This window comes from Sorangium sp. So ce1014 (assembly GCF_051521505.1).
GTDB lineage: Bacteria > Myxococcota_A > Polyangia > Polyangiales > Polyangiaceae > Sorangium.
Map to the genome: position 1 here is coordinate 2808658 of NZ_CP150356.1, position 17460 is coordinate 2826117.

General features: G+C 71.9%; 15 protein-coding genes. 9 read left to right on the plus strand and 6 right to left on the minus strand.

Annotated features, from left to right (window positions below):
• Positions 1-100: 100 nt before the first annotated feature.
• Positions 101-1597 carry a lysyl oxidase family protein gene (locus tag WME75_RS10895; RefSeq protein WP_437489518.1) on the minus strand — a complete coding sequence of 499 codons (1497 nt, stop codon included), beginning with the start codon at positions 1595-1597 and terminating at the stop codon, positions 101-103.
• Between the two features lie 224 nt (positions 1598-1821).
• Here WME75_RS10895 and WME75_RS10900 point away from each other — a divergent pair, with 224 nt between their 5' ends.
• Both WME75_RS10900 and WME75_RS10905 read left to right on the plus strand, forming a co-directional pair.
• Entirely contained in the window at positions 1822-2301 is a 480-nt protein-coding gene (locus tag WME75_RS10900; protein WP_437494787.1) for a helix-turn-helix domain-containing protein, read from the plus strand.
• Positions 2298-4898 carry a VIT domain-containing protein gene (locus WME75_RS10905; protein ID WP_437489521.1) on the plus strand — a complete coding sequence of 867 codons (2601 nt, stop codon included), beginning with the start codon at positions 2298-2300 and terminating at the stop codon, positions 4896-4898. Before WME75_RS10900 ends, WME75_RS10905 begins: the two co-directional genes overlap by 4 nt.
• A 35-nt stretch (positions 4899-4933) precedes the next feature.
• Here the strand turns inward: WME75_RS10905 and WME75_RS10910 are convergent, their stop codons facing one another.
• The 4 genes from WME75_RS10910 to WME75_RS10925 all read right to left on the minus strand — a co-directional run bounded on the left by WME75_RS10910 (position 4934) and on the right by WME75_RS10925 (position 8775).
• Entirely contained in the window at positions 4934-5833 is a 900-nt protein-coding gene (locus WME75_RS10910; RefSeq protein ID WP_437489524.1) for an OmpA/MotB family protein, read from the minus strand.
• 106 nt (positions 5834-5939) lie between these two features.
• Positions 5940-7091, minus strand: coding sequence for an NAD(P)/FAD-dependent oxidoreductase (locus WME75_RS10915; protein WP_437489527.1), 1152 nt, complete (start codon positions 7089-7091; stop codon positions 5940-5942).
• Entirely contained in the window at positions 7088-7681 is a 594-nt protein-coding gene (locus tag WME75_RS10920; RefSeq protein WP_437489530.1) for an isoprenylcysteine carboxyl methyltransferase family protein, read from the minus strand. Before WME75_RS10920 ends, WME75_RS10915 begins: the two co-directional genes overlap by 4 nt.
• Positions 7675-8775: a type III polyketide synthase gene (locus WME75_RS10925; protein WP_437489533.1), complete on the minus strand. Its 1101-nt coding sequence runs from the start codon at positions 8773-8775 to the stop codon at positions 7675-7677. Before WME75_RS10925 ends, WME75_RS10920 begins: the two co-directional genes overlap by 7 nt.
• Positions 8776-8973: 198 nt before the next feature.
• Here WME75_RS10925 and WME75_RS10930 point away from each other — a divergent pair, with 198 nt between their 5' ends.
• From WME75_RS10930 to WME75_RS10945, 4 genes are all read left to right on the plus strand, one after another.
• Positions 8974-9345 (plus strand): DMT family transporter, encoded by a 372-nt coding sequence (locus WME75_RS10930; RefSeq protein WP_437489535.1) that lies wholly within the window; start codon positions 8974-8976, stop codon positions 9343-9345.
• 85 nt (positions 9346-9430) lie between these two features.
• Complete coding sequence (locus WME75_RS10935; protein ID WP_437489538.1) at positions 9431-9871, plus strand: DUF3574 domain-containing protein; 441 nt, start codon at positions 9431-9433, stop codon at positions 9869-9871.
• A gap of 240 nt (positions 9872-10111) precedes the next feature.
• A complete protein-coding gene (locus WME75_RS10940) occupies positions 10112-10804 on the plus strand; it encodes an SCO family protein (protein WP_437489541.1) in 693 nt (230 codons plus the stop codon).
• 441 nt (positions 10805-11245) lie between these two features.
• Positions 11246-12667 (plus strand): right-handed parallel beta-helix repeat-containing protein, encoded by a 1422-nt coding sequence (locus WME75_RS10945; RefSeq protein ID WP_437489543.1) that lies wholly within the window; start codon positions 11246-11248, stop codon positions 12665-12667.
• A gap of 25 nt (positions 12668-12692) precedes the next feature.
• Here the strand turns inward: WME75_RS10945 and WME75_RS10950 are convergent, their stop codons facing one another.
• A complete protein-coding gene (locus tag WME75_RS10950; RefSeq protein ID WP_437489546.1) occupies positions 12693-13781 on the minus strand; it encodes a hypothetical protein in 1089 nt (362 codons plus the stop codon).
• A gap of 282 nt (positions 13782-14063) precedes the next feature.
• On the opposite strand from WME75_RS10950, the gene WME75_RS10955 reads away from it, so the two are divergent.
• From WME75_RS10955 to WME75_RS10965, 3 genes are all read left to right on the plus strand, one after another.
• Positions 14064-14924 carry a hypothetical protein gene (locus WME75_RS10955; protein ID WP_437489549.1) on the plus strand — a complete coding sequence of 287 codons (861 nt, stop codon included), beginning with the start codon at positions 14064-14066 and terminating at the stop codon, positions 14922-14924.
• Positions 14925-15022: 98 nt separating this feature from the next.
• Complete coding sequence (locus WME75_RS10960) at positions 15023-16186, plus strand: hypothetical protein (protein ID WP_437489551.1); 1164 nt, start codon at positions 15023-15025, stop codon at positions 16184-16186.
• A 25-nt stretch (positions 16187-16211) separates the two neighbouring features.
• On the plus strand, positions 16212-17369 hold the full coding sequence (locus WME75_RS10965) for a hypothetical protein (protein WP_437489554.1): 1158 nt from the start codon (positions 16212-16214) through the stop codon (positions 17367-17369).
• Positions 17370-17460 lie beyond the last annotated feature (91 nt).

Below are 17460 nucleotides of genomic sequence, written 5' to 3' on the forward strand. Positions count from 1 at the left end.
TCGCGCCGCTCCGCGAGCGCACTGCCGCCCGCGCGCCGCTCTCGTAGCACGCGCGCGGGCAGACCGTGAGGAAGGCGATGGACCGCGCGAAGGTCGCTGCCTACGGGGCGGAGACGTCGCACGTGAAGGACGAGAACGGGTCGAACGACGCGACGAGCACCGTGTAGACGCCGCTCTCCGGACACACGAACGACGCCTGCGGGCAGTAACCGCACGCGTCATCCACCGAGGCCAGGGCCTCGAGGGCGGCGCACCCGGACGCGCCGTCGCACACCCGGAGCATCGGGTCGCCCCCGCAGGTGCCGGCAGGGCAGCCGCAGCCCACGGTGATCGGCGCGCCAGGGGCGCACGCCACGCCCTCGTGGCCGGGCGCGATCGACCAGCCGCAGTCGCGCCCCTCGCCGCCCACCGGAGAGGAGCAGGCCGCGAGCGGATCCCCGGGGACCGCCGGGACATCCTCCGGGATGGTCACGGGGACCTCGATCGTGTTGTTGCCGTAATCGCTCTCCGGCAGCGTGCGATCGGCGTTGATCGTGATGCGGAGGTCATAGTCCCCCGGGACCACGCCGGTGATGTCGACCCACTGGCAGTCGAGGCCGGCGCCGTAGATGTCGCTCCAGCCGCGCTGGATGCCCTGGAAGCCGCAGTGATAGCGCGGCGTCGTCGGCGACCCCGGGATGCCCACGGGCGAGCTGTCGAGCAGGCAGAACGCCTGCTTGTGGCCGGTCGCGACGACCGCGCCGGTCCCGTCGAGGAGCTCGTACCGGGCGTACCCCTCGAAATGATAGTGGCCATGGCACGAGGAGAACTCGAAGCCCTCGACGAGCGTCGGATCGCCGAGGATCAGGTCCGCCCCGCCGACGTTCGGCGTCTCCGTCGAGAAGCGCATCAGGCGACGATCGCCCGCCCCGCCCACGCAGCCCTCCACGATCGCGCAGCTGTCCGCCGGGAAGGCCTCGTGGCCGATGCTCAGGCTGAGCTGCGCCTCGTCCGCGGAGACCGTCAGGTCGGGCAGCGGGCACGTCTCGCCCGGCCCGAGGCCCGTGCAGGTGCCCATGAAGCCCGCAAGGCAGCACGTCTCGCCCGCCCCGCACTCGCTGTCGTCCGTGCACAGCACCGACTCGGCGGGCCCCTGCTCCTCCTCGACCTCGATCACGATGTCGAACGAGCCCTGGTCGAGCACCACGTCGTCCGCCCCGACCCGGAAGCGCAGCGCGACGGTCGTGTTCTGGTTCGCGAACACGTCGAACCAGACGGGGTTCGGCGAGAGGAGCTGCGCCTCCACCGGCTCGATCGAGCTGTCCAGGTTCAGGCGCTCGAGCCGCCAACCCTCCTGCAGAAACGTGTAATAACCGCCGGGCGGGACGGCCGCGCTCAGGCGAAACCGGTTCGGGTCGTCCTCGGTATCGAAGAAGATCGTGTCCTGAGGGCCCTGGACCATCACGATCCCGTCGCGCAGGCGGTACGCGTTGCCAGAGGCCGCCGAGCCGATCAGGTTCAGCTCGATCTGCCCGGTCTGCTCCTCCTTTCCTTCCTCCTCCCCTACGCACCCGGCGAGAGCGATCATCCCAAAGAGCGCAAATTTCGTGAGCTTCATGTGAGCCGCGGTCCTCCTCATTCACTCCACCCCAGGACCCTTGATGCCGTCACGCACCAGGTCCTTCACAGGGAGATCGGGGTACGCCCGGAATTGTCAGATGCTCACAGGTTTCCGATGCTGTCCACCGACGCGCAGGACGCCGTCCGACGAAAAGCAGCTCTCTCGACGGGCTCTCTATCGAGGCGAGTGTCTACTTGACAGTTTTAGTGTCGCGATCCAGGATGCTCCCCGTGACGACGTACAAGCTCGACGAGCTCGCGGGCGAGGCGGCCGTGGCGCCGCGCACGGTGCGGTATTACGTGCAGCGCGGCCTCCTGCCGGCCCCCGAGTTCCGCGGGAAGGACACCGCCTACGGGCGAGAGCACCTCGCCCGGCTCCGCGCCATCAAGGTCCTCCAGCAGGCGCACCTGCCGCTCGAGGAGATCCAGGCGCGCCTCGCTGGCGCCGGCCTGGACGAGATCGAGCGGCTCGCCGCGGGGGGGCCGCCCGCCGCGCAGGCGGCTCGCTGCGCCGGTCCGGCGGCGGCGGCCGCGGCAGAGCCCCCCGCCGCCGGAGCGCCGCGCGGCGGGCGCTGGGAGCGGGTCGAGATCGCCGACGGGGTGGAGCTCCACGTGCGGAGCGACGCGCCCGAGCCCTCGCGACGCATCGCCCGCGACATCGAGTCTCGTTACGCAACCCCTGCCCCGAAAGGCTCGCGATGATTCCGTCCACCGATCCCTCGCGCCCGGCGACGACGCCGATGTCGTGTCTACGCTCCTCGGAGGGCCACCCGGTCCCGCTGCTCGGCGTCTCCCTCTCGGGGGAGGTGTTCGGCGGGGTGGCGCGGCTCGTGGTGCGACAACGCTACCGGAACGAGGAGCGCCGGCCGATCGAGGCGATCTACACCTTCCCGCTGCCCAGCGAGGCGAGCATCGCGGGCTTCGCCATGGAGTGCGCCGGCCGCAGGCTCGAGGGGGAGGTCAAGGAGCGGGAAGAGGCGTTCCAGGCCTACGATGAGGCCATCGCCACAGGCCACGGCGTGGCGCTGCTCGACGAGGAGCGGCGCAACGTGTTCACGGCCAGCGTCGGCAACCTCCTGCCCGGAGAGGAGACGGTCGTCGAGGTCGCGTTCGTGCAGCCGCTGAAGGCCGACGAGGGGGCGCTGCGGCTCATGATCCCGACCCTCGTCGCGCCCCGCTACATCCCCGGCGCGACCGGGGGCGAGCGGACCGCGCACGGCGTCCACGAGCCGACGGACGAGGTGCCCGACGCCGACCGCATCTCCCCCGAGATCGCGCGGGTCGACTACGGCATCACCGTGGACATCGTCTTCGATCTCGGGCGCGACGTCGCGATCGAGAGCCCCTCGCACGCGCTCGCCGTGCGCCGCGAGGAGGGGGGGCGACAGCGCGTGTCGCTCCGGAGCGACAAGGCCGCGCTCGATCGGGACATCGTGCTGATCGCCGCGGGCGCGCCGGGTGTGCAGGCGGGCCTGGTCTGCGACAGGGCCGCCGGCCGGGAGGGGACCTTCGCCCTCACCGTGGTGCCGGACCTGTTCGACGCGCAGCGGTCGTCCGCCCGGCGCGACGTCGTGTTCGTCGTCGATGTGTCGGGCTCGATGGAGGGCGAGTCGATCGACCAGGCGAAGCGCGCGCTCCGCCTGTGCCTCCGCCACCTCGCCGAGGGAGACCGGTTCGGGGTGATCGCTTTCTCCAACGATTTCCGGGCCATGCAGCCGTCGCTCGCCCCGTTCACGCAGCGGACCCTCGAGGCCGCCGACGCGTTCGTCGAGGGCCTCGTCGCGTCCGGCGGGACGGAGATGCTGAAGCCGCTGCTCGCCGCCGTGGGCCTGCTCGGCGACACGGATCGGGACCGCGTGGTCGTGCTGTTGACGGACGGTCAGGTGGGCAATGAAGCCGAGATCGTCGATCGGGTCGCCGCGCTGGGCAAGGGGGTGCGCGTCTACACGTTCGGGATCGGGACGAACGTGAGCGATCTGCTCGTGAACGACCTCGCGCGCCGGACGCAGGGCGCCGCGGAGCTCATCCACCCGGGCGAGCGCATCGACGAGAAGGTGACGGCGCAGTTCGCGCGGGCGACGGCGATCCGGGTCACCGGGCTCGAGGCGCGCTTCGAGGGCGTCGACGTCGGCGAGCTCGCGCCGGCCGAGCTCCCGGCGCTCGTCGACGGCGAGCCGTGGGTGCTCCACGGCCGCTACGGGCAGCCGGGGATGGGGCGCGTGGCGCTGCGCGGGAGCCTGCGCGGAGAGCGCTTCCACCTCGAGGTGCCGGTCGAGCTCGCGGCGGAGGCGTCGCGGCCCGGGCTCGAGGCGCTGTGGGCGGGCGCGCGGGTGCGGGAGCTCGAGGCGTCGGAGCGAGGGCTGTCCGGCAAGCGCGCCGAGGCGATGCGCAAGCGCATCGTGGACCTCGCGGTCCGGCACCGGGTCGCCTCGAAGCACGCGTCGTTCGTGGTGATCGAGCGGCGGACGGGCGACCGGCGAGCCCACGGGCAGCCCGAGGCGAGGCCGGTGCCGGTGAGCGCTCCGGCGGGGTGGGGGATGTCCAGCCGCCGCGGCCCGGCAGGTCCGGCCGCCGCGTTCGCCGCGATGCCGAGGAGCAGCGGCGGTCCGAGGTTGGGCGGTCCTGCCGTCATGAGGGCCAGGGCCGTCGCGCCCGCTCCGATGGCGGTCCACGACCGGCCGATCGACGCCATCGAGTCGGCGCCGGCCGCCCGCGGCGGCCTGCTGTCGCGCGCCAAGCAGCTCTTCCAGCCGAGCGCCGCGGCCGGATCGGCGGGCGCCGCGGCCCCCGCGGGCGCCGTCGCAGGGGGTCGACCCGGGGGACCGCAGCACGGGTCCGGGCCGGGAGCGCCCCCGGCGCCGGCGCCGAGCGCCGCCTCCGGAGGGGCCGAGCCGCAGGGAGCCGGCCCGGGGCGCGTCTTCGAGGAGCAGCTCGCGTCCGGGCTCTGGGAGCGCGGCGAGTCGACCGATCTCGGCCGGCTCACCAGCACGGCGCTGTGCCTCGCGGCGTGCCACGAGCAGGGCATCGACTCGGCGCACCCCATCTACGGCGCCCAGGTGGCCAAGGCGGTCGAGGCGCTCTGCGGGCTGGCCGGTTCGCTCCTCCAGCGCGGCGGCGCCGACAGGGAAGTGGCCGCGGCGCTCGCGGCCGCCTACCTGGTGGCGAGCGGCCGGCGGCTACGGGCGCGGATCCACGACACCGTGGCGGCCGCCGCGCCGGACGCGGTGCGCGCGGTGCTGGGCGAGCTCGGGGACGCAGCGGCGCTCAGGAGAAGGGTCGAGGCGCTGCGGGGCGCGTGACGGGCTCGCCGCGGACGACCGCCCGCGGCTCGCTTTCAGGGATACGTATCTTCCCCGCTCTTCACGCCGGCGGGGCGGGCCTCTCCGGCGGGGCGGGCCTCTCCGGCGGGGCGGGCCTCTCCGGCCGGACGAGCCTCTCCGGCCGGGCTCTCCGAGATCTGCGCCGTCCCCTCCACGACGATCTCCAGGCGCGCATCCTGCGGCTGCGCGGGGGCACCGCCGCCCGCGTCGGCCGGCGGAAGGTCGGCGAAGCTCGCCAGGCTCAAGCGCGCGACCGGCAGGCCGGCCTCCTTGGGCTGCGCGAGGAAGAGCAGCACGGCGCGCGCTTGCGCGACCGTCACATCCCAGCCGTTGCGCCACGCCACGCCCGGCGTGCCGCTCGCCGTGTGGCCGACGACCTGGTAGTCGAGGCCCTTGAGCGGCTCGTTGCTGCGGATGATCGCGGCGATGTCCCGCAGGATCTTCTCTCCCGCCGGGGAGAACGCGTCGCGGTTCCCCTTGAACAGGACCCGCGTCGGGATCGAGATGACCACGCGGCCGTCGCGCGGCGCGACCGTGACCTCCCCGGCGGCGACCGGGAGGAACGCCCTCAGGACACCGCTGTCGCGCTCGGACGGCGGGCGAGCCCCGGTCGGCTCTCCGCGCGGCGCGCCCGGCGCGGCGCCGAGCTCGAGGCCCTCCGCGCCCAGCGGATCTTCCGCCGACACCCCCGCAGCGCCCCCGCGCGCGGCGTCGTCTTCCAGCCGGCGAACGCGCTGCTGGGTGGTCTGCAGCTCGCGCTGAAGGCGCTCGGACCGGTCCAGCTGGGCCTGCATCTCGAACTCGGTGTAACCGCACCCGACGAGGAGCGCGGGCGCGAGCAGCGCGGCAAGCCGGCGCGCAACACGAGCGGTCCGGACGGGGAGGGAAGGGGAGACCCCGGCGCTTTCCTTCACGCTCACCTCTGCGACACCCAAAGCAGGCAATTGCACTTGGCAGGCTCCTTCTCGCCGGATCATCCGGATCCATCCTCCACGCGCCGGGGCGCTGAGCGGCGGGAGCCTATCCGAGCGGTCCTGGTCCCACAAGGCGCCCGCCGGGCCCCGCCGGAGCGCGCGGGCGCAGGACCGCGCCGACCGCGTGCCGGAAGAGCCCGGGCGCGAGCGCGAGCGCGGACAGGAGGCCGTCACGGAGGCGCGGGCGCCGCGCGATGAAGAGCACCGCGCGCGTCGCCACCGCGTAACGCAGGAAGGCCTGCCGGAACACGCGGGCATAGGCGGCGAGCGGGGCCGCGCCGCCGCCGCGCAGGGCCGCGTCGAGGGCGGTCGACAGCGCCGCCGCGCCGACGAGCGCGAGCGAGATCCCCTCGCCGGTGATGGCGTCGATGTAGCCCGCCGCGTCGCCGACAAGCACGAAGCGGTCGTCGTGGAGCCGCGAAGACGCCCGCTCGAGCGGGCCGCTGCCCCGCGCCGTCGAGTCGACAGGCGCGCCCGCGACCCGCTCGGCCAGCGCCGGGAAGCGGCGCACGAGGCGCTCGGTCGACGCGCGACCCTCGAGGCGAGCGCCGTCCCACAGGAACGCCACCCCGACGCGCTGCGGGCCCGCGGGCGTCACGTACGCCTCGACCCCGTCGCCGAGGTGCACCTCGACGAACGACGACCACGGCGCGCACCGGAAGTGCTGGCGCAGGCCGAGCCGGCGCGGCCCCGAGGGCGGCGCGTCCCAGCCGAGCGCGCGGCGCACGCGCGAGCCGAGCCCGTCGGCGCCGACGACGTACCGCGCCTCCACGACGCGCCGCCGCGTGGTGAGCCGCGCGCCGTCCGCCGTCCGCTCGACATCGAGCAGCGTCTCGCCCGCAGCGAGCCGCGCGCCGGCAGCGCGCGCCCGCGCCGAGAGCGCCGCGGACAGCGCCGTGCGGCGCACGCCGAGCCCCCCGGGCGCCGGCAGCGGCGCCTCGACGCGCAGGCCGTCCGCGCGCAGATACCGGATGCCCTCGATGGGCGCTCGCTCGGCCGGATCGAGCTCGGACAGGACGCCGAGCTCCGCGAGCGCGCGGCAGCCCTCCGGCATCACGCCCTCGCCGCACGCCTTGTCGATCGGCCACGTGGACTGCTCCAGGACGAGCACGTCATGGCCCCGCAGCGCGCAGCCGATCGCGACGGCGAGGCCCGCCGGCCCCCCGCCGACCACCGCGATGTCGCACCGCGCGATCACGGCGCCGAGGGGCGCTCCGGTGCAGGGCGGCGGCCCGGAACGAGCCGCGGCAGGCCGCCCATCCGCGCCGCGTACGAGGGCCCGAGCGCCTCCTCCTCGGCGCGGATGCGCACGTGGAGCACGGCCGCGTTGAGCGCGCTGAAGACGAGCGCGGTCAGCCACGCGCCGTGGATCATCGGGATCGCGACCATCTCGACGATCACGGCCGCGTAGTTCGGGTGGCGCAGATAACGGTACGGCCCGCCGGAGACCGGCGCCGCGCCGGGCACGACGATGATCCGCACGTTCCACTGCTCCCCGAGCGTGGCGATGACCCAGTACCGCATCGCCTGCGCGAGCAGCGCGGCGGCGAGCGCCGCGAGGCCGACGAGCCCAGGGAACGGCCGGTCGAGCGCGCCGACCTCGAGCGCGCACACCGCGAGGAAGGCGGTGTGCATCAGCGCCATGACCCGGAAGTGCCCCTGCCCGACCTCGACGCCGCCCTTCGCGAAGGCGCGCCGCGCGTTGCGGCGCGAGATGAAGAGCTCGGCCAGCCGCTCGAGCGACACGGCGCCCAGGAAGCCGAGGTAGAGGAGCTCCGAGGTCACCATCGCAGCAGCGCGATCTCCGAGCAGAAGCCCGGGCCGAACGCCATCATCACGCCGTAGTCGCCGGGCCGGGCGCTCGCCTCGTCGAGGACGTCGCGCAGCACGAACAGCACCGACGCGGAGGACACGTTGCCGAGCTCGCGCAGCGAGCGCCACGAGCGGGCGAGCGCGTCCTCGGGCAGCTCGAGCGTCTCGGTGATGGCCTCGAGCACCTTCGGCCCGCCCGTGTGGACGATCCAGTGGCGGATGTCGCCCCGCGACAGGCGGTGCCGCGCGAGGAACGCGTCGACGTCGCGCCGCACGTGCTCGCGCACGAGCGCCGGGACGCCGGCGGAGAGGACGACCCGGAAGCCGGTGTCGACGACGTCCCACCCCATGATGCGCTCTGTCTCGGGGTAGAAGACGGCCTGCGCGTCGAGCACCGCCGCCCCGGCCGGCCGGCCGGCCTCGCGGGCGGCCTGCGCGCCGCGCACCACGACGGCGGCGGCGCCGTCGGCGAAGAGCTGCGCGGCGATCACGTTCGCCGCCGAGGTGTCGTCGTGCTGCAGCGTGAGCGAGCAGAGCTCGACCGACAGCAGCAGGGACGTGTGCCCCGGGAAGGCGCGCAGCGTGTCGGTGACGCGCCCGACGCCGGCCACGCCGGCCACGCACCCGAGGCCGAAGATCGGCGTGCGCTTGATGTCGCGCCGGAAGCCGAGCCGGTTGACGAGCCGCGCGTCCAGGCTCGGCGCCGAGATGCCGGTGACCGAGACGAAGACGATGTGATCGATGTCCTCGGGCCCGAGCCCCGCCCGCTCGAGCGCGGCGCGACAGGCGCGCTCCCCGAGCTCCAGCGCGCACGCGTTCCAGCGGCGGTTCTGCTCGGCGAACGTCGAGGCCGCGTAGTAGGCCTCGAGCGGCAGCGCGAGGTGCCGCCCCCGCACCTCGATCGACCGCCGGACCCGCTCGACGAGCGCGAGCGCGTCGCCCTTGCCGGCCCAGAGCCGGCGCAGCCCCGCGCACGTCTCCTCCTGCGTCGCGTAGTGCGGCGGCAGCGCCGTCCCCACCGCGGCGATCGTCGGCGCAAACGACATCTCCACCCCCCCCTCGCAGCTCATGGCGCGCGGCAGTCTCGCACCGAGGCAGGCGGCCGGCCACGGCGATTTCACCTGGGCTCGCCGGCGAAGCTTCACCGAGCGTTGCGCGAGGCGCGAGGAAGGCGCGCGCTTCACGGTTGATCCATGCCGCCCGCTGCGCCAGAGGTCTCCCGGGAAGGACGAGCCCTCCGGGGCGCCGGCGCTCGTCGCACAGCAGACATGGCTCAAGGTTACCTCTTCCTCATCATCGCCCTCGTCTTCAACGCGACCGCGAACATCCTCATGAAGCTCGCCTCGCGGCGCGTCCCTCCGATGGAAGGGCTGACGCTCGTCGAGAAGGGGCTGGCGCTCGCGACGAACTACCACCTCGTGCTCGGGCTCGTGCTCTTCGCGTCGAACATCCTGTTTTACGTCCTGGCGCTCAAGCGCATCAACCTGTCGATCGCCTATCCGATCATGTCCTCGGGTGGCTTCCTGATCATCTCGGTCTTCTCCGTCTACTACCTGCGCGAGACCCTCACGACGCTGCAGATCGGCGGCATCGTCCTGATCGCGGCGGGCATCGCGATGGTCGCGTACAACATGAGCTAATCCGTCGCGGCGGCTGTGATAGCTTGCCGGTCGCACGTCGCACATCGCCGTGCGCCCGTGCGCCCGCGCCTCGGAGGAAACATCCATGCCCGACCGATCGATCCCGCGCGCCCTCCTCGCCGTGCTCCTCGCGACCGCCGGCTGCGGCAGCGCCGCGGCAGACGACAGCGCGCAGCCGGCGCCCGGGATGACCTGCGACGGCGGGGACCCGATGATCCGGACCGAGCTCTTCTTCGGTCTGGATCGGTTCGACGAGCCCCCCGTCACCCAGGAGGAGTGGCAGGCGTTCGTCGACACGGTCGTGACCCCGCGCTTCAGGGACGGGCTGACGCAGTTCGACGTCGACGGCCAGTACCTCGCGACGACAGATGAGCTGATCCGCGAGGACAGCCGGCTGATCATGCTCCTCCACGACGGCAGCCAGGCTGTCTCGGACAGCATCGAGGCCATCCGCGAGGAGTACAAGGCACGCTTCAACCAGGAGTCCGTGCTGCGGATCGACGAGCCCGTCTGCGTCGATTTCTGACGGGCGGGACATGGCTGTCTCGTCTCTCTGGCGTGAGCCGGTCGGCGAAGATTCTTGACCTGAAGGGATCGCGCGACAAAGCTCCTCGTCCGCTGGCCAGCCCTCGATCACCCACGATCGAGGGCGGCGCCGCGTGGCGCCCGCTCTTCGCTCGTCCGAGGATGGCGCTCGAACCCAAGGCGCTCGACGCGAGCGCCCCCTCGCGGGCTCCGATGAGGCCATGCCCGCAGTGAGGCCGATATGCGATCTCTCTCGCTCTCCGTGCCGAACGCCTTGCTCCTCGCCGGCGCGCTCGCCGCCGCCTCGTGCGGCCGCGGGAGCGATCCGGCGGCTGCCGGCGGTGATCCGGGTCCGCCGCTCCCGGCGCAGGGCGGCGCGGCGGCGGTGCGATCGGCCCGGGCGCTGGGCGTCGCGGTGCCGGACGAGGAGCTCGTGGATCAGGACGGCGCGCCGGTGCGTCTCCGCGAGCTCGCGAAGGATCGCGTGCTCGTGGTGAACTTCGTCTTCACGACCTGCACCACGATCTGCTCGCCGATGACGGCCATCTTCGGCCGGCTCCAGGCCGAGCTCGGCGACGCGCTGGAGCGGGAGGTGCGGCTCGTCTCCATCTCGCTGGACCCCGCGACGGACACGCCGGAGCGGCTGAAGGGCTATGCGGAGAAGTTCGGCCGGCGGCCGGGCTGGGTGTTCCTGACGGGCAGCGGCGAGCGCGTGGGCCGGGTGCTCGATGCGCTCGGCGGACGCGCGCCCATCAAGGAGCAGCACACCCCGATCACGCTCATCGGCCGCGCGGCGGAGGGGCGCTGGACGCGCATCGACGGCATCGCGCCGCCCGCGCGCCTGGCCGAGGAGGTCCGGGCCTTCCTCTCGCGATGGCCGGCGGCGCAGAGCGCGGGCGGGCGGCGGCTGGATGATCCATGGCGGAATTTCTGACGCGCGGGATCAGGCCCAGTCCCTTGTCGATCGAGTGCGCCCCTGGGCCCTGCTCCTCCGGTGCCGGCTCAGCGATGCCTACTCCAGGGTCGGAGTAGCCCACTCTCGCCACGCTGACAGGTCGCAAGTCGCCTGGAAGTCGCGTCCTGTCCGGCGTCGCTGGATTGTTGCGCGATCCGGCGCCTCGCCGGCCGAGCTGCTGTCCGCACGATGCGCAGCTGTACGATCGTTGCGCAAGATCTCGTGATCGGGCCGAGGCGTCGAAGGACCTTTGCGGCCACCGCCTCGGCGTTCTCTCGCGACCGGCAGCATGGCCGCCAGCTTGCAATGTCCTCGCGTCGAAGCTCCCGGCCCGCCGGGAACGCGACTTCAACGTGACGAGCCACACATCGAGGACAACGACTCATGAACCGATCGCGCCAGAACCGAACATCGCAAACGATGCATCGCCTCGCTCCGCCCGGCGTCCTGCTGCTCGCCGTCGGGCTCTCTCCCGCGTGCGCCGTGGAACCCAGCGCGGACGAGTCCGGCGCAGACGAGCTGCTGGGCGGGCTCGCCGCAGCGCCCGGGCCGTGCGGTGAGCGATCGAGCGGCAGGACCCTCACCGTCGCTCGCTCGGGCGGCGACCACAGGACGATCCAGGCCGGCCTCGATGCGGCGGCCGCAGGCGACACCGTGCTCGTGAAGGCGGGCACCTACAACGAGAACGTCTCCTTCAGGAGGAGCGGCACGGCCGCGGCCGGTTGCATCACCCTGAAGGGCGAGGCAGGCGCGATCCTCGACGGGAGCGGCAAGAGGGGGGTCGGAATCAACATCTCGAGCAAGAGCTACATCCGGGTCGCCGGCATGACGGTGCAGAACTTCAAGGGCGCCGACACGCCGATCGGGATCGGCGCGAGCGGCAGCTCGAGCTTCCTCGAGATCCGCGACAACGTCGTGCACCACATCGAGAGCTCCGAGGACGCCCACGGCATCGCCCTCTATGGCACGTCCTCGACGCCGATGACGGACATCCTCATCGACGGCAACGAGATCCGGGACTGCAAGCTCGGATCGAGCGAGTCGCTGGTCCTCAACGGCAACGTCACGAACTTCGTTGTCTCGCGCAACACGATCCACGACAACGACAACATCGGCATCGACTTCATCGGCTTCGAGGGGCACGGCCCGGCGGGCTCGGATCAGGCGCGGAACGGCGTCTGCGTGGACAACATCGTCTACAACATCACCTCGGCCCGGAACCCCGCTTACGACGGCGAGCGGGCCGCCGACGGCATCTACGTCGACGGCGGCAGAGACATCGTCATCGAACGGAACAAGGTCGATAACAGCGACATCGGGATCGAGGTCGCCAGCGAGCACCGGGGGAGGACCACCAGCAACATCACGGTGCGGAACAACTTCGTGTCGCGGAGCTACCAGGGCAACATCATGGTCGGCGGCTACGAGACCAGCGTGGGCAACGCGGCGAACATCTCGGTGCTCAACAACACCCTCTACCAGGCCGCCGGCGGCGAGATCATCCTCCAGAACAACTCGGACGGCGTGCTCATCCAGAACAACATCCTGTATGCCAGATCGGGGAACGACTACGTGAGCAGCGGCAGCAACAACAGGAACGTGCGCGTCGACAACAACATCTTCTTCGGCGCGAGCCGCAGCTCGGCAGGCGACTTCACCGACCCGCGCGCGAGGTTCGTCGACCCGCGGCTGGTCGGGCCCCCGTCCGACCTTCACCTGACCAGCGGCTCACCCGCCGTGGACGCAGGCATCGATCTGGGCGGTCAGAGCGGGACGTCCGACATCGACGGCGCCCCGCGGACGGGCGGCGCGCGCATCGACATCGGCGCCGACGAGCGCTGAGGCAGGAGCGACGCCCACAGCCGACTCAGGGCGGCGAGCTACCGGACGGCGCGCTACCGAACCCGGCTGGGCTGCTCGGGGCAACCGACGGAGGCTGCAACGGCTGCATTCCGCGCGGTAGCGCGAGCTGTCCGAGCAGCGCCCTGGCCAGATTCGAGCGCCTGGTTCCGATGGAGGCGACGTCGTTCAGCACCTGCAAGAAGGCATACTGCTTCACGGGCGCGAGCTTCTTGTACAGCGCGGTCACGTCGGCCTCGATGCTGGACGGGGTGATCACCGTACCGGTCGCGCTGGCGCGCTCGTGGTTGTTGCTGACGAAATCCAGCGTGTCGAAGAAGGCCGGCGTCGCCTGCCAGGTGCCGTCGATTTTCGTCGCGCTCAGATCCTTGCCGCCGGCGAGCTTCGTCAGCTTGGCCAGCGCGTCCTTGTATTGCGTCTTGCCGACGTTCTGCGTCTTCGATGGCATGGAGCGCATCGAGTCGGGATCGACGAAGCTGGTGATGAAGGTATCCGCGGTGCCCACGAACGGGTCACCGAACGGATCGAGGATCCCGTGCTTGGCGTCCAGCGTGTCCTGTGCGGCGACCGCGGCTTTGCTGGAGGCTTTGCGATGCTTGTACGGCACGCGCTTCACGGCCAGCCATGTGTGACCGAAGAGCTCGTGCGCCAGGGCGCTCGTGTCCGCCTTGCCGAGCAGCACCGTGTAGAAGATGCGGAACTTGCCGTCCGCGCTGACGATCATGTCCGCTAGCTTGGGAAAGATCGCGCGCTCTACGCTCTCGGGCACCAGGGTCAGCCCCGCAGCACCGGCGCGCCCCAGCGTGAGCTTCACCATCTTGTGCGTCTTGCCCTGGATGCTCAGCACCTCGAACGTGTCGGTGGCCACGTTCTTCTTGTCGATGACAATGTCCTCGCAGCTGTCGACGAGCTCCTTGAGCTTGCTCCAGCGGAATGGGTCGTGCGGCGCCTTGTACGCCAGCTTGTAGCCGAGCAGGAAGTCGCTGCCGTCCGGCAACCACCCAAGGGCGCCGGCGTCCGGGCCGTCGATGATGCCCCGATCGGCCATCAGGTCCGTCTTCGCCTCCTTGGTGAATCGGACCTTGCCGACGACCATCTTCATCTTCCTGCGCCCATTCCCGATGGTGACGGTGCGCGGGCAGCCCTCGCCCTCGCCTTGCTGGCGCTCGGGCTCGATCTCCAGGTGGGCCAGCTCGATCTCGAAACGGCTGCGCTCTCTCACGCGCGCAACGCTATCACTCTCCCTGACGCGCGCGAAGCGATTACTCGCCGCTCAGGACGCCTTGACGCGGAACGCTCCATGCTGTTCCATCATCGCGCTGCGGGGGCCGTTCGACAAGAACCCGCGCGCGGGAGGCCAGCGATGCGTGGAGGTGGCATGTCCGAGCTCGAGTTCGAGCTGGAGATGGAGAATGAGGATCCGTACGCGTCCGAGGCCGACGAGGAGCTGGAGGGCCTCGAGGGCGAGCTCGAGGGCGACGAGGAGCACGAGGGCGACGAGGGCGAGCTCGACAGCGAGCTGGAGCTCGACTCCGAGGCCGACGACGAGGTCGATCAGGAGCTCGTCGAGCCCGACGTGCGCGGCTTCGGCGAGCGCTTCTACGAGCTGTCGCTCCGTGACATGGAGTCCGAGAGCGATGTGCAGCAGGAGGTCGACCGCATCATCGGTGAAATGGAGCGGGAGTACTTCTTTGGCGGCCTCGGAAAGCTCGTCTCCAAGGCCGGCAAGAGCCTGGTGAAGAAGGGGCTCAACTACGCAAAGAAAAAGGTGCCCATCGGCTCTGTGATCAAGGGCGTGACCGCGCTGGCCCGCGGCAACCTCAAGGGCGCGCTCGGCAGCCTCGCCGGCGCGGCCATGGGCGCGCTCTCGTCGCACCCCGCATTCGCGGCAATCATGCCGGCGCTGCAGGCCATCGGCTTCGATCCCGCCAAGGCCGCCGAGGGTCCCGAGAACCGCGAGGCGTGGTCGAATTTCGCTCGCATGGGCAAGGACGCCTACCACGAGCTCGCCGCCGGGCTCACCGCCGACTCGGATCGGCCTGCCGAGGCGGCGCGCGTCGCCGGCCGCGCCTACGGAGTTGCCCTGCAGCGCGCCAACGTCCGGCGCAAGCACGGCGGCCGCGCGGCCCCGCTCGGTGGTCGTCGCCCGCGCGGTGAGGCGGGCGGTGACCGGCCCGCGGGCCGCACGCGCGTCGTCTACCTGCAGCGCGGCGAGCGATTGATCATCAAGGCGCGGTAGAGGCCCGGATGCCGGTCGTCCGAGGTCCGCGGGACGCAGCCCGTCGTATCCAGGGCTTGCTCTCCCGAGCTCGCGCGCTGCGTGGGCTTCGCAAGCTGGTGCCGCTGGCGCCGGAGGCGGACCTGTCCGCGCGGCAGTGGACGCTCATCGAGCTCGAGCTGGCGAACGCCGCGCAGCGCATCGTGCGACCGGTGCGCGTCGTCGCCGTCGACGACCTCGCCGACGCCGCGCGTCCCGAGGTGCGCCGCCGCATGGCGCGACGCCTGGGAAGCGCCGAGATCGAGCTGGCCCGCGCCTACAGCTTCTTTGACACCCTGATGGACGTGCTCACCCAGCGGCTGTCGCCCGAGCTCGGGCCGCTGCTCAAGGGCTGCGACGCGCTGGCGCTCGACGCGCTCTCCGGCCGGCACTCCGCGCTCGATGCCGTCGAGGCACCCGTGGTGAACTGCGACCGCGGCTTCGGCGCGTCGGTGCTCCGCGAGGGCGTCCCCACGCCCGCGGGCGGCGTGAACCCGCTGCCGCTCATCCAGATCCCGTACGCGCGCCTGCAGGAGAAGCACACTCTGACCTCGGTGCTCCACGAGGTCGGGCACGAGGTGCAGGTGCGCCTCAAGCTGCGCTTGCCGCTCGCGCGCGCCGTCGCCGATGCGCTGGCGCGCGCCGGCGCCCCGCGTCAGGTGCAGTCGCAGTTCGCTGGCTGGGTATCGGAGATCTTCCCCGACTTCTGGGCCTTCTGCGCGACGGGCATGGCGCACGCCGCCACGATGCGAGACATCCTGGCGCTGCCGCCCTCGCAGGTGACGCGCATCCAGCCCGGCGAGCCGCACCCGGTCCCCTTCGTGCGTGCGCTGCTCGGCTTCGACTGGTGCCGCCACGCCTTCGGCGCCGGGCCGTGGGACGAGTGGGAGCGCGACTGGCGCATCGCCTATCCGCTCGAGCGCCGCCGCTCGGCCTCGCGCGCGCTGCTTTCGGCGTGCGCCGACGCCATCCCGGTGGTGACGCGCGTCCTCTTCGTGCAGTCCTTCCCCAACCTCGGCGTGGGCAGCATCCCGCGCCTCTTCGACCTCGAGGCCGTCTCCCCCGCGCGCCTGGCCTCCGTGCTCCAGGGGCGCAGCACCTGCTCGCCCGAGTTCCTGCGGTTGCGCCCGTGCGTGCAGCTCGCCGCCTTCAGCCTGCTGCGCGAGCGCTCGCTGGTGCCCGACGCCGCGCTGGCGCGCGCCATGACCACCTGGCTCCGAGAGCTTCCCCGCCGCTCGAACTAACCAGCACCGATGAGAGAGGGTCCCCATGGACGTCACCGTCGCTCAACTGAAAGAGCTCTTCCAGAATCAGTACATCGCGGCGCAGATGCCCGATGGTGACCCGGCCATCGACCTGCTCGATCCGGCGGCGCAGACGCTGCTCTTGCCCTATTGGCTGGACCCGGCCATGCCCAAGCCGGCCCTGGCGCGGTTCCACGAGTACTTCCGCTACGGCCGCGAGAGCCGCCTGGCCGCGTCCGCATCCGGGCCGTGCGGGCCAATCCGCACCTGGCCGGTGCCCCCGGACTGCCCCCAGGTCCACGGCAACCGCGGCACCTTCAATCTCCTCTTCCAGCAGGTCTTCACCGGCGACCTGGTGTGGCTCTTCTACTTCGAGCGCATGGGCATCCACCGCATGGTCGGCGCCCTGCTTGACGACTTCGTGAGCCGCGGCAAGTTCCCGCTGCGGCCGGCGGGGCTGACCGGGCTGGTCCTCGAGGTGATGGTGCGCGAGCTCAAGGCGGGGCTCTCCTCCACGGTGCGCGAGCGCGACACCTCCTACCGGCGCTGCCTGGGCTGGACGTCCGAGGCCGGCGGTAAGCTCAGCAACGACGCGCCCGTCAACGCCACCTTCGACGAGCAGTTCCATCGGCTCGTCTACTTGGCGCTCGGCTACTACCAGGAGAAGCGCCTGGCCGTGGCCATCCAGAACACGACCAACGCCGGCAAGCCGTCGGTGGCCACGCTCACCTCGATCCGCGACACGGTGGTGCTGCTGCGCAAGGCCTTCGATCCGTTCAAGTATGGCCGCAACCACACGCACACCCTGAGCGGCATCGTCTGGACGCTCGCAGGCCTCGACCTGATCGCGCGCCTGCGCACGCAGCTCGGCGTCCCCGATCCGTACAACCGCGAGGACGAGCTCATCCCCGCGGCGTACGACCTGCTCATCAGCGGCGGCAAGCCGTCCGACAGGAACCGCTTCACGATGCACCGCGACTGTGCGGTCACCGGGCGCGACATCCTCCTCGACGTGCAGGGCATGGACTTCGAGGACGCCACCCCGGCCGTGCCCGCCGAGGGCGCAATCGAGACGTGGCTCGACGAGGTGGAGCCGAAGTTCGAGACCTACCGCACAGGCTACAAGGCGATGACCGGAGTCGACCTCGGCCAGTCCGGGGCGGTCATCGCCCAGCGCGCCTGATGCGTGGCAGCGGCGCGCCGGGCTCCGCATCCGGGGTCTGAGCGCGGCGTTTCGACCATGCACGGACGAGCTGCTGTCTGCCAACCCTGTG

Bases quoted from the DNA above. Each gene is read 5' to 3' on its own strand.
- WME75_RS10895 (WP_437489518.1), bottom strand. From the start codon at position 1,597: ATGAAGCTCACGAAATTTGCGCTCTTTGGGATGATCGCTCTCGCCGGG.
- WME75_RS10900 (WP_437494787.1), top strand. From the start codon at position 1,822: ATGCTCCCCGTGACGACGTACAAGCTCGACGAGCTCGCGGGCGAGGCG.
- WME75_RS10905 (WP_437489521.1), top strand. From the start codon at position 2,298: ATGATTCCGTCCACCGATCCCTCGCGCCCGGCGACGACGCCGATGTCG.
- WME75_RS10920 (WP_437489530.1), bottom strand. From the start codon at position 7,681: ATGGTGACCTCGGAGCTCCTCTACCTCGGCTTCCTGGGCGCCGTGTCG.
- WME75_RS10925 (WP_437489533.1), bottom strand. From the start codon at position 8,775: ATGAGCTGCGAGGGGGGGGTGGAGATGTCGTTTGCGCCGACGATCGCC.
- WME75_RS10930 (WP_437489535.1), top strand. From the start codon at position 8,974: ATGGCTCAAGGTTACCTCTTCCTCATCATCGCCCTCGTCTTCAACGCG.
- WME75_RS10935 (WP_437489538.1), top strand. From the start codon at position 9,431: ATGCCCGACCGATCGATCCCGCGCGCCCTCCTCGCCGTGCTCCTCGCG.
- WME75_RS10940 (WP_437489541.1), top strand. From the start codon at position 10,112: ATGCGATCTCTCTCGCTCTCCGTGCCGAACGCCTTGCTCCTCGCCGGC.
- WME75_RS10945 (WP_437489543.1), top strand. From the start codon at position 11,246: ATGCATCGCCTCGCTCCGCCCGGCGTCCTGCTGCTCGCCGTCGGGCTC.
- WME75_RS10950 (WP_437489546.1), bottom strand. From the start codon at position 13,781: ATGGTCGTCGGCAAGGTCCGATTCACCAAGGAGGCGAAGACGGACCTG.
- WME75_RS10955 (WP_437489549.1), top strand. From the start codon at position 14,064: ATGTCCGAGCTCGAGTTCGAGCTGGAGATGGAGAATGAGGATCCGTAC.
- WME75_RS10965 (WP_437489554.1), top strand. From the start codon at position 16,212: ATGGACGTCACCGTCGCTCAACTGAAAGAGCTCTTCCAGAATCAGTAC.